Raw genomic sequence first — 12,132 nt, 5'->3', positions numbered from 1 at the left:
CACCGATAACCAGCCATGGTTATCAGTGTGGCGCGTTTTTTGCTTACACAACACTTTGCACTCATTGATCAATTAGGGTTTGGCTATGACAGTTATGAAAACTTCGGCGGCAGAGTCCGTGCCTCACAGTCTGGTGGAAGATGCACTGGCGATTTTATTTGGCACTTTACTGGTGTCGTTCGGCATCATTATGCTGAAACAGGCAGGCGCATTAACCGGAAGCACTGCAGGGATTGCTTTTTTGATTAGCTATGTCACACCGTTATCCTTCGGTTCGGCGTTTTTCCTGATCAATCTGCCTTTTTACTGGCTGGCGGTTCGCCAGATGGGCTGGGAATTTACCCTGAAAACCTTCAGTGCGGTAGGACTGGTATCGCTGTTTACGCACCTGCATCCATTATTTATTCATTTTTCTCAGCTTAACCCTTTCTATGCAGCCCTGTTTGGTAATATTGTGATGGGCATGGGGTTCATTGTGTTATTCCGCCATAAAGCCAGTCTGGGTGGCATTAATATTCTGGCACTCTGGCTGCAGAAACGAATAGGTCTGCGTGCCGGTAAACTGCAAATGTGTGTCGATACCTGTGTGGTACTGGCCTCGCTGTGGGTGGTATCACTGCCTATGCTGCTGGCATCGGTATGTGGCGCCATAATACTGAATCTGATTATTGCAATGAACCACCGTCCTGGCCGCTATATGGTCTGAACAGGCTGCGGCTCAATAACATAGATAATGATGGAGAAGTACAACGTGTTTCAACATGTCGATGCCTATGGCGGCGATCCCATCCTTTCGCTGATGGAAAAATTCAAAGAAGATCCGCGTCCGGCAAAAGTTAATCTGAGTATTGGTCTCTATTATAACGAACAGGGGATCATTCCTCAGTTACAGGCCGTGGCTGAGGCAGAGAAACGCCTGCAAAGTGCTTCTGGCCAGGCATCGCTCTACCTGCCAATGGAAGGTATTACCGCATATCGCAAAGCCATCGTTACTCTGTTATTTGGTGAGAATAACCCGCTGGCAGAAAGTGGCCGTATTGCCTGCATTCAGACGCTGGGTGGCTCTGGCGCCCTGAAAGTAGGTGCTGACTTTCTGAAAAACTATTTCCCGGGGTCTGATGTATGGGTGAGTGATCCTACCTGGGAAAACCATGTGGCCATTTTCGCCGGTGCCGGTTTCAAGGTGAACCGCTATCCGTGGTATGACTCTGAAACTCATGGCGTAAAATTCGCTGAGTTTATCGAGACACTGAAAGGCCTGCCGGAACAAACCATCGTGTTATTGCATCCGTGCTGCCACAACCCAACCGGTGCAGACCTGACGCCGGTTCAATGGGATCAGACGATTGAAGTATTGAAAGCAGGTAAGCTGATTCCGTTTATGGATATCGCTTATCAGGGCTTTGGTGCCGGAGCAGAGCAGGATTGTTACGCTATCCGTGCTGCGGCGAAAGCCGGGCTGCCGGCTCTGGTCAGTAATTCCTTCTCCAAAATCTTCTCATTATATGGCGAGCGGGTGGGGGGATTGTCGGTGCTGTGTGAAAGCAGCAACGAAGCCGATTGTGTACTGGGTCAGTTGAAGGCCGCTATCCGTCGCAACTATTCCAGCCCGCCGACGCATGGTGCTACGCTGGTCATGACCATTCTGAATGACAGTGAGTTGCGGGCCAACTGGCTGGCCGAACTGGAAGAGATGCGGGTGCGTATTCTGGATATGCGCCAGGCACTGGTGACCGCTCTGAGCCATGCATTACTAGGGCGTGATTTCAGCTACCTGGAGAAACAACGGGGTATGTTCAGTTATACCGGACTGAGTGCACAGCAGGTTGACAGATTGCGTGAAGAATTTGGTGTCTACCTGATCAGCAGTGGTCGCATGTGTGTTGCCGGGCTTAACAGCCGCAATATCCATCAGGTCGCGGAAGCCTTTGCCGCGGTACTCTGAGTGCAGCTGACTTCGGTCTGAAATGTTCAAGGGCCCGGTAACGGGCCCTTTTTACTTTTTCAGGTGTGACTGACGGACTTTTATTTCCCCGGTACTCCAGGTGTCCTGTGGGCTGGCGGTCGAATCCAGCAAGCGGTTCAGTGCTTCATGAATTTGCCGGTCAACCCGCTGACTCACGGTAGTGAGCTGTCGTGAAGCACTGCCAGCTTCATCAATATCATCAAACCCGGCAATCCCCAGTGCGGGTAATCCAAGTTGCATCTGCTGATCCATCACTCCTAAGGCCAGAATATCATTTTCGCAGAACAGCGCATCAATGCGCTCCGCGGGGGGGGTGGCTTCAATATAGCGGGCATATTCGTTAGCCGCGGCTTGTCTGTCATAGTGTCCGGCGACTAACATCACTGATAATTCTTCACCATATTCCGCCAGACCATCGCGAAAACCTCGCATGCGAAACAGATGGTTAGAAGGGGCTTCAGGGCCTTTCATATAACCATAACGGGTAAAACCTTGTGGGGCCATCAGTCGGGCAATCTCTTTTCCTGCGTCGTAGCCATTGTTGTAAACCCGGTCAAATCTGACCAGTTCACTGTTACGGCCAACCTGGACTAACGGCACATGATGCAGGTTCTCTGCCATCGAAATGACGTTTTCACTCAGCACTGCCCCTAAAAAAAGAATTCCGTCGACCTGTAATTGATCCGCCAGTGACAGCACATCGGTATCATTGACCCCGGAGAGATTAATCAGCAGAGCAATACAGCCACGATTTTGCAACTGTCTGGTTGCCTCATCTAACAGCATCAGGCAGTGCGGGTTTTTCATCTCATCAATCACAATGCCGATGATGTTAGTCCGTTTTTTGGACAGGCTACGTGCCAGCAGGTTAGGCTTATATCCAAGCTTCTTCGCAGCTTCCCTGACCTTAATTCTGGATTTTTCTGAGATGGATGACCCTTCGGTAAATGCTCTGGATACCGTCCATTTAGATACTCCGGCGGCTTTAGCCACGTCACTTGCGGTGGCCTTAGCTGATTTTATTGATTTATTGTCATCGCTCATTGTCAGTATCACACTTCTGTTATGTTGCATTGACCGCGAAAAGGCGGGGGTCCCAAAGGAAAAATAAATCAACAGGCAGATAAATGACGGTATAGGTGATTTTCAGGTGACAGACCCGTCTGGGCTATGAGCTGGCGGTTCCATCTGCTTTCTGCATTGATGAATCATCCCACAGATTCTGCCGGGATTGTTGATAGCTATTATAGCCGGGAGGGAATTAGCAAAGAAATGACTAGCCGTGGAAAATAGCGGTATTTCCACGGCCCTGACAGACCAGTGAGGCAGGGATTATAACGTCCCGGTCATATACTGTGCTTCGCCGTAGCCAAAGCTCCAGTCACCTTTGTTATTACTGATAAAAGAGATCATCAGGTCATTGCCTTCAATCCCGCACACCCGCTGGAATTCTTCTGCCAGCCGCTTCATAAAATACTGTTTTTGCTCATCGCTGCGCGGGCTGGTAAATACCCTGACCATGACGAATTTTTCTGTGCGGCTGAATCCCAGCCCGGTGTCCTGGAATACCATATTGCGGGCTTTGTTTTCCTGAACAATCTGATAACGATCCCGCTCCGGTACTTTAAATGCATCCAGTACCACCTGGTGTGCGGTATCCAGCAAGGTCTGGATCTCGTCTTCGCTGCGACCTTCAATCATATCAAATTGTAATAATGGCATTATGCTGCTCCTGAGGGATGAAATTATTGTTATTCTGTCGTGTAAACCGGTGCAGAAAAAGCGCTGACAGCGAATTGATTGTTTTTCTGAGTGAACAATAATGATGAAACAAAGCCATGCCGATGCCTTGTGGAACCATCTACACTGGTTGAGGGTACTCGCCGAAAAAGGCAGTTTTACCCGTGCCGCAGAGCAGTTGGAGGTGAGTAAGGCGGCCATGAGCCAGAAGATAAAAGAGCTGGAAGCGATTGCCGGTGTCGCGTTAGTACAACGTACCACCCGTAGCGTACGCCTGACTCATGAGGGGCAAAAGCTGGTGGAAGATATCCGGCAGCCCTTTGACCAGATAGAACAAAGCTTTAATGCCCTGCGGGATGCCAGCGGACCATTGCGTGGAGTGGTGCGGGTCACGGCCCCGGTGGCCTTTGCCCGCCAACAGTTACTGGTGCATATTCGTAGTTTTCTGCAGCAGTACCCTGAGGTCCGAATCCAGCTGGAAGTGTCTGATCAGTTAGTTTCACTCAGCAGTGAAGGATACGATCTCGCGGTGCGCCACAGTCATCGTTTGCCGGAAACCCATGTGGTGCTGCCGTTGTGCGATACACGGACTCTGCTGGTAGCATCGCCGGAATACCTGGCTCGCCAGGGAGTACCGGATGACCCTTGCCAACTGGCTGAGCATAGCTGCCTTTACTATCCGCGCGGTAATGAACGACCGCAATGGCGGTTATCTCATCCACAAACCGGAGAAACCCGGTCGGTGGCGGTGAAGGGCGGGTTTGCCACTAATAACAGTGAGTCGATTCGTGATGCAGCCATCAGCGGGTTGGGAATCGCGATGCTGCCTGATTTCAGTGCCAGAGCGGCTCTGGAGAACGGAGAGTTAATCCCGGTGCTGGATGAGTGGCAGGTGGTGGGCGGATTTGCGGATAAAATATGGCTGGTCAGGCCCTATGCGGCACAGGTACCCCGTGCCGTTACGGTATTCAGCCACTGGCTGAGAGAAGGTTTTCAGAACAGCCGTTGAAATTCCCTGCCAGTGACTGGCTACCCAGGATAGCTTTACCGGTCTGTGGCTTATTTCTGCCCCATCCTGGCAAAGGCTTCCGGGTACCTTGCTCCGGCAATATTTTCCGGCCGGAAACTTTGTTCCAGGGCCTGTTTCTCGGCATCTGTCAGCAGTATCGCTGCCGCGGCCACATTCTGCTCAACGTACGGGATTTGTTTAGAGCCGGGGATTGGAATAATGTCTTCTCCCTGAGCCAGCACCCAGGCTAACGCTATCTGTGCCACAGTACAGCCTTTTTCTGCTGCAATCTGTTGGATGATCTTTAGCTGGCGCTGGTTAGCCTCTGCATTTTCTGCCTGAAATCGTGGTAATGTTTTTCTGAAATCACCTTCCTGCAATTCTGCAGCGGAAGCGATAGTTCCGGTCAAAAATCCTCTGCCAAGCGGGCTGAAGGGGACGAACGTGATACCCAGTTCCCGACAGGTATCCAGTACTCCATTGGTTTCTACATCGCGAGTCCAGAGGGAATATTCACTCTGTAAGGCGGCAATGGGATGGACTGCATGGGCGCGACGCAGAGTGTCCGCTGAGACCTCTGACAGGCCTATCATTCGTACTTTTCCTTCGGTCACCAGATCGGCCATAGCACCGATACTCTCTTCAATGTGTACCTGAGGATCGACCCGGTGCAAATAATAGAGGTCAATAACGTCGGTTTGCAGGCGTTTCAGCGAAGCTTCGGCGACCGCTCTGGCATTTTCAGGGCTGCCATCAGTCCCGGTAATCTCGCCAAAATCAGTACGCTGGCGATTAAATGTCAGGCCAAACTTGGTGGCAATCGTGACCTGATCCCGACAGGATTTCAGCGCATTACCCAGCAAAATTTCATTCCGATAGGGGCCATACACTTCAGCAGTGTCAAAAAAGGTGACCCCGAGCGCGACTGCATGCTGTAGTGCCTGCAGAGAGGCTTTATCGTCAGTCGCGCCATAAGACTGACTCATACCCATACAGCCCAGCCCGACAGCAGAGACCTGAGTGTTTCCCAGTGTGCGGTAATTCATGATGTTTCTCTGTGATAATTATTGGTTGATTCACTCATCATAAGTCGCATTACTCTGTATGATAATCGCTACAATCATTATCAGGTCATTCTAAAATTTAGAACAATGGATCGAATTCAGCTTTCACAACTGGTGGTATTTGTTACCGTGGCTGGCACCGGTAGCTTCCGTGCCGCCGCGGCACAACTGGGGATTGCACCTTCTGCGGTCAGCCATGCAGTTTCAAACCTGGAAGGCAGCCTGGGTATCAGATTGCTGGCACGTACTACCCGTTCGACCCGACCCACTGAAGAAGGCTATTTGTTGTTATCGCGGGTCAACGGGCCGCTATCGGATATCGGTAATGCTCTGGCGGAAGTACCGGATCTGACCGGCAAGCCGCGTGGACCATTGCGCCTGACTATGCCTTCTCTGGCAGCAGAGCAGCTGGTGGCACCACGTTTACCTGAGTTTATGGTGCGCTTTCCGCAGATTGAGCTGGATATTCGTACTGCCGATGGGTTTGAGGATATTGTGCAAAGTGGTTGCGATGCAGGGATTCGGCTGGGAGAAAACCTGGAAGCAGATATGATTGCAATCCCGTTGGACCGGCCTCGCCGTAGCCTGATTGTAGCCAGCCCTGCTTACTTTTCTGATCACCCTGAACCTCGCCATCCCCGGGATTTGAGTAAACATAACTGCATTCGTCGCCGTTTTCAGAGTGGCCGTGTTTACCGCTGGGAACTCACTCAGAATAGTCAGCCATTCAGTATTGAAGTCACAGGCAATCTGATTTTGCCTCAGCAATCTCTGATTCGTCAGGCGGCACTGGACGGTATCGGGCTGGCTTTCTTGTTTGAAGAGTCGGTGGCTGAGGATCTACGGGCAGGGCGGCTGAAATCAGTGATGGAGGCCTGGTGTCCGGAATTTAATGGCTTTTTCCTGTATTACCCGTCAAGACGACAGATGCGTCCTGCGTTGCGGGCCTTTATCGATTTTTTTCGTTATCAGCATGAGTAAGCTACAGTGGGGCCAGGGATGGGGCGGAGGGTTACAGCGAAATAAGTAACGGCGACCGGAGCCGCCGTTACTGTGTGCGGTCAGAAAATTATGCTGCCGCGCTGTTACGCAGTGTATTGATATCAATAACAAAGCGATATTTCACGTCGCTTTTCAGCATCCGTTCGTAAGCGTCGTTGATTTGGGCAATATCAATCAGTTCAATATCGGAAATGATATTGTGCTTACCACAAAAATCGAGCATTTCCTGAGTTTCGGCAATACCACCAATCAGAGAACCTGATACGCTGCGGCGTTTGAAAATCAGGCTGGCAACGTTCGGTGCCGGGTGATCATGCTCCGGTACGCCGACCAGGGTCATATTCCCGTCGCGTTTCAGCAGATTAATAAACGGCGTCAGATCGTGTTGAGCCGCAACCGTGTTCAGAATGAAATCGAAACTGTTGACGTGTTTTGCCATCTGATCCGGATCTTTAGAGACCACCACTTCATCAGCACCCAGACGTTTGCCATCGGCAATCTTGGAAGGAGAGGTGGTAAACAGCACCACTTTGGCTCCCATTGCATGGGCGATTTTTACCCCCATGTGGCCAAGTCCACCCAGTCCGACGATACCTACTTTCTGGCCAGGGCCGACTTTCCAGTGACTTAGTGGGGAGTAGGTGGTGATGCCGGCGCAAAGCAGTGGTGCGACTCCTGCCAGATCCAGATTCTCCGGAACCCGTAACACGAAATCCTCATGGACTACGACATCTGAGGAATAACCACCGAAGGTGACTTTGCCATCAAACCGGTCTTTACCATTATAGGTAGCGACAAAGCCGTTTTCGCAATACTGCTCCAGGCCATCCTGGCAGCTTGGACAACTGCGGCACGAATCGACCATACAGCCAACACCGACGATATCACCGGTCTTAAATTTGCTGGCAGAGCTGCCGGTGGCGGTAATACGGCCAACAATTTCGTGGCCCGGAACGACCGGAAAAACGGTGTTGTGCCATTCGTTGCGCGCCTGGTGAAGGTCAGAGTGGCAGACTCCGCAAAACAGCACTTCAATCTGCACATCATGTTCGCGAAGCTGACGTGGCTGGTAGCTGAACGGAGCGAGGGGGGATTTTTCGTTCTGTGCGGCGTAAGCATGGATAATATTCATTATTTCTCCTGTCAGACAGACAACAAACACCCCCACACGGGGATCGTGCGGGAGAGTGAACCTGAACTTCAGGATAGTCCCTGACCGTCGAAATAGGTATACCTGATTGTCGCAGAATGTTGCCTGTTTCTGCAATTCTCAGAGAAACAGGCAACATTCACGGTGGTGCAGGGATAAATATAACCGGATGAATTTATTTGGTTTTAAGTAATGGTTTCAGGAATCGGGCAGTATGTGATTCTGCACATTCCACCACGCTTTCCGGCGTACCGGCGACCAAAATTTCACCGCCACCACTGCCACCTTCCGGACCGAGATCGACAATCCAGTCAGCGGTTTTTATCACATCGAGGTTATGTTCAATCACCACGATGGTATTTCCCTGGTCGCGTAGCTGATGCAGTACCGCCAGCAGTTGCTGAATATCGGCAAAGTGCAGACCGGTGGTTGGCTCATCCAGAATATACAGTGTCTGACCGGTACCTCGTTTCGATAATTCACGGGCCAGTTTCACACGCTGCGCCTCACCGCCTGACAGGGTGGTGGCAGACTGTCCCAGACGGATATAGGATAACCCGACATCCATCAGCGTCTGTAACTTACGTGACAGCGCAGGCACGGCTTCAAAGAAATCACGGGCTTCTTCGATAGTCATTTCCAGCACTTCGTGGATGTTTTTGCCCTTATATTTCACCTCCAGAGTTTCACGGTTATAGCGTTTCCCTTTGCACTGATCACAAGGCACATAGATATCCGGCAGGAAGTGCATTTCGACCTTAATCACCCCGTCACCCTGACAGGCTTCACAGCGCCCGCCACGAACGTTAAAGCTGAAGCGACCCGGCGTATAGCCGCGGGTGCGTGCCTCAGGCACTCCGGCAAACAATTCACGTACCGGTGTAAAGATGCCGGTATAGGTCGCCGGGTTAGAACGCGGGGTACGACCGATCGGACTCTGGTCGATATCTATGACTTTATCGAAATGCTCCAGTCCTTTGATATCACGGTAAGGAGCCGGTTCTGTCAGTGTTGCACCGTTCAACTGGCGCTGGGCAATAGGGAATAAGGTGTCATTGATTAGCGTCGATTTACCGGAACCTGAAACTCCGGTTATGCAGGTAAATAAGCCGACCGGCAGGGTCAGGGTGACATCTTTAAGGTTATTTCCCCTGGCACCGGTCAGTTTCAGGACTTTGGCCGGGTCGCCTTTGACCCGCTCCGCCGGGACTTCAATTTTCCGTTTGCCACTCAGGAATTGCCCCGTCAGAGAGTCTTCGTTGGCCATGATGCTGTCAACATTCCCCTCAGCGACTACCTGGCCACCATGCACACCGGCACCCGGACCGATATCTATAACATGGTCAGCCGCGCGAATAGCATCTTCGTCATGCTCAACCACGATAACGGTATTCCCCAGATTACGCAGATGAATCAGCGTATTCAGCAGGCGTTCATTATCGCGCTGATGCAGACCAATCGAGGGTTCATCCAGCACATACATCACGCCCACCAGTCCGGCGCCAATCTGGCTGGCCAGACGGATACGCTGAGCCTCACCGCCAGACAGTGTTTCGGCCGAACGGGAGAGCGACAGATAGTTCAGGCCGACATTCACCAGAAAACTCAGCCGTTCGCTGATCTCTTTCAGCACTTTTTCGGCAATTGCGGCACGCTGTCCGGTGAGTTGCAGTGATTCAAAAAACTGTGTGGCATGGCCAATACTCATTTCCGAAATCTGCGGCAGGGTGGTCTCGGCAACAAACACATTGCGGGCCTCTTTACGCAGCCGGGTGCCGTCACAGCTGGTACAGGAACGATTACTGATATATTTTGCCAGCTCTTCGCGCACTGCATTGGATTCCGTTTCTTTGTAACGTCGCTCCATATTATGCAGCACACCTTCGAATGGATGACGCCTTACTGAGGTGTCGCCACGATCATTGACATACTTAAATTCGATATTTTCTTTGCCTGAACCGTTGAGGATCACTTTACGGACATTGTCACTCAGGGTATTGAACGGGGCTTCAATATCGAACTGATAGTGTTCACTGAGTGAACGCAGCATCTGGAAGTAGTAGAAATTACGCCGGTCCCAGCCACGGATTGCCCCTCCGGCCAGCGAGATTTCCTCATTCTGGATCACCCGTTGCGGATCGAAAAACTGCTGTACGCCCAGACCGTCACAGGTCGGGCAGGCACCGGCCGGGTTGTTAAAGGAAAACAACCGGGGTTCCAGCTCGCGCATGCTGTAACCGCATATCGGGCAGGCGAAATTGGCGGAAAACAGCAGTTCAGGTACGGAACTGTCGTCCATATCCGCGACAATGGCGGTACCGCCGGAAAGCTCAAGTGTGGTTTCAAACGACTCGGCCAGCCGGGTGGCCAGATCATCACGAACTTTGAAACGATCGACTACCACTTCGATGGTGTGTTTTTTCTGTAATTCGAGTTTTGGCGGATCAGAGAGATCACAGACTTCTCCGTCGATCCGTGCGCGGATGTACCCCTGGGCGGCGAGTCCTTCCAGGGTTTTACTGTGCTCACCTTTGCGGTCTTTAATAATGGGTGCCAGCAGCATCAGGCGGTTGCCCTCGGGCTGTTGCAGCACCTGATCAACCATCTGGCTGACGGTCTGTGCCGCTAACGGGACACCGTGGTCCGGGCAGCGAGGTTCACCGACACGGGCAAACAGCAAACGCAGATAATCGTGAATTTCGGTAATAGTACCGACCGTCGAACGCGGGTTATGAGATGTCGATTTCTGTTCAATAGAAATAGCCGGAGACAGACCTTCGATATGATCGACATCCGGTTTTTCCATCAGTGATAAAAACTGACGAGCGTAGGCCGACAGCGATTCAACATACCGACGCTGACCTTCCGCATACAGCGTGTCGAAGGCCAGTGACGATTTACCTGAACCAGACAGACCCGTGACTACGACCAGCTTGTCACGGGGGATAATCAGATTGATGTTTTTCAGGTTATGGGTGCGGGCACCCCGTACTTCGATCTTATCCATTCACCTTTCCCGGATTATCAGCGTCGTCCATGCCTTCGGACGAGACATGGGAAGAATCAAACACATCATTATGGCATAAAAAATAAACTGATTAAATATCCAGTGGTTTACAGAAAAGGCGGTCTGACAGGACCGAAAGCTTAAACGACAAGGCTGTGCGTTATCCGGTGAAGGTCTCCGCGCTATTTCGGGGCAAGATGAGACAGGAAGCAGGCTAACGGATTAAAGGTCAGGTTAAAATAATTTGTTCATTTTCGGTTTCCAGTGAAAAACAAAAAGTACTGCTAATCTGTGGTTAAAAGCGGCTAAGACGCGCGGGGTGACGGCCATCACAATTGCCTGGCAGCCGGAGATAACAGACCCGGGGCTATGCGGATGGAAGCCGGTTCGAAAGTATCAATAACAACACGTGACGTGGTATGATTATCCGCTTAGACTCAGAGTAATTATTCTTCAGGAGAGACCTATATGGCCAGTCGCGGCGTAAACAAAGTAATTCTTGTCGGGAATCTGGGGCAGGACCCGGAAATCCGTTATATGCCAAATGGTGGTGCGGTTGCCAACATTACACTGGCCACGTCGGAAAGCTGGCGTGATAAGCAGACCGGTGAGAACAAAGAAGTCACTGAATGGCACCGTGTGGTTCTGTTCGGCAAACTGGCCGAAGTCGCTGGTGAGTATCTGCGTAAAGGTTCTCAGGTATATATCGAAGGTCAACTGCGCACCCGTAAATGGCAGGATCAGGGTGGCCAGGATCGTTACACTACCGAAGTCGTGGTTAACGTAGGCGGCACCATGCAGATGCTGGGTGGTCGTCAGGGCGGCAACGGCGGTGGCGCCCCCGCAGGCGGACAGAACAACAACAATGGCTGGGGCCAGCCACAGCAGCCTCAAGGCGGCAACCAGTTCAGCGGCGGCGGCAGTGCTCCGGCAGCTCGTCCGCAACAGAGCAGCGCACCGGCCAGCAGCGAACCGCCAATGGATTTCGACGACGATATCCCGTTCTAGGATTTACCTAAGAACATTTAGTCATGAATTTTCTATCAGGCCTCTGTTAATACAGGGGCTTTTTTGTATTCGACATCTCAAAACCGTCAATTTTTATTGACCCTCTCTTAAAATATTATGTACCTTGCAATTGTGTAAAGTTTATGAGGTGTAGGGGTAATCCCCCGGTAATCTCCCCATTTTTAA

The 12,132-nt window shown here is 51.4% G+C and carries 10 protein-coding genes; 5 read left to right on the top strand and 5 right to left on the bottom strand.

The genetic code is table 11. From position 1 onward, the window contains the following. Positions 1–94: 94 nt before the first annotated feature. Together B3Z23_RS05780 and B3Z23_RS05775 are read left to right on the top strand one after the other, a co-directional pair. The gene (locus tag B3Z23_RS05780) at positions 95–706 is read left to right on the top strand and encodes a YitT family protein (RefSeq protein WP_294902946.1); all 612 of its coding nucleotides are present in this window, start codon (positions 95–97) and stop codon (positions 704–706) included. Positions 707–751: 45 nt separating this feature from the next. After that, positions 752–1,945: an aromatic amino acid transaminase gene (locus B3Z23_RS05775; protein ID WP_294902888.1), complete on the top strand. Its 1,194-nt coding sequence runs from the start codon at positions 752–754 to the stop codon at positions 1,943–1,945. A gap of 51 nt (positions 1,946–1,996) precedes the next feature. Here B3Z23_RS05775 and B3Z23_RS05770 read toward each other — a convergent pair whose 3' ends face one another. Continuing rightward, positions 1,997–3,010 (bottom strand): LacI family DNA-binding transcriptional regulator, encoded by a 1,014-nt coding sequence (locus B3Z23_RS05770; RefSeq protein ID WP_294902886.1) that lies wholly within the window; start codon positions 3,008–3,010, stop codon positions 1,997–1,999. 288 nt (positions 3,011–3,298) lie between these two features. Beyond that, positions 3,299–3,688 carry a tautomerase family protein gene (locus B3Z23_RS05765; RefSeq protein ID WP_294902884.1) on the bottom strand — a complete coding sequence of 130 codons (390 nt, stop codon included), beginning with the start codon at positions 3,686–3,688 and terminating at the stop codon, positions 3,299–3,301. Between the two features lie 103 nt (positions 3,689–3,791). Here B3Z23_RS05765 and B3Z23_RS05760 point away from each other — a divergent pair, with 103 nt between their 5' ends. Next, on the top strand, positions 3,792–4,715 hold the full coding sequence (locus B3Z23_RS05760; RefSeq protein WP_294902944.1) for a LysR family transcriptional regulator: 924 nt from the start codon (positions 3,792–3,794) through the stop codon (positions 4,713–4,715). A gap of 50 nt (positions 4,716–4,765) precedes the next feature. On the opposite strand, the gene B3Z23_RS05755 is transcribed toward B3Z23_RS05760, so the two are convergent. Next, positions 4,766–5,761, bottom strand: a complete 996-nt coding sequence (locus B3Z23_RS05755; protein WP_294902882.1) for an aldo/keto reductase — start codon at positions 5,759–5,761, stop codon at positions 4,766–4,768. Positions 5,762–5,866: 105 nt separating this feature from the next. Here B3Z23_RS05755 and B3Z23_RS05750 point away from each other — a divergent pair, with 105 nt between their 5' ends. Continuing rightward, the gene (locus tag B3Z23_RS05750; RefSeq protein WP_294902880.1) at positions 5,867–6,760 is read left to right on the top strand and encodes a LysR family transcriptional regulator; all 894 of its coding nucleotides are present in this window, start codon (positions 5,867–5,869) and stop codon (positions 6,758–6,760) included. Positions 6,761–6,848: 88 nt separating this feature from the next. Here the strand turns inward: B3Z23_RS05750 and B3Z23_RS05745 are convergent, their stop codons facing one another. Then, positions 6,849–7,913, bottom strand: coding sequence for an NAD(P)-dependent alcohol dehydrogenase (locus tag B3Z23_RS05745; RefSeq protein WP_294902878.1), 1,065 nt, complete (start codon positions 7,911–7,913; stop codon positions 6,849–6,851). Between the two features lie 193 nt (positions 7,914–8,106). Continuing rightward, a complete protein-coding gene (gene uvrA / locus B3Z23_RS05740) occupies positions 8,107–10,938 on the bottom strand; it encodes an excinuclease ABC subunit UvrA (RefSeq protein WP_294902876.1) in 2,832 nt (943 codons plus the stop codon). A gap of 468 nt (positions 10,939–11,406) precedes the next feature. On the opposite strand from uvrA, the gene ssb1 reads away from it, so the two are divergent. Beyond that, complete coding sequence (ssb1, locus tag B3Z23_RS05735; RefSeq protein WP_294902874.1) at positions 11,407–11,946, top strand: single-stranded DNA-binding protein SSB1; 540 nt, start codon at positions 11,407–11,409, stop codon at positions 11,944–11,946. The last annotated feature ends 186 nt before the right edge of the window (positions 11,947–12,132 follow it).

The sequence above is a fragment of the Tatumella sp. UBA2305 genome (genome assembly GCF_002345795.1).
Lineage (GTDB): Bacteria > Pseudomonadota > Gammaproteobacteria > Enterobacterales > Enterobacteriaceae > Tatumella > Tatumella morbirosei.
The sequence above is the reverse complement of the archived record's forward strand: the minus strand, read 5'-3'. Positions and strand labels throughout refer to the sequence as shown.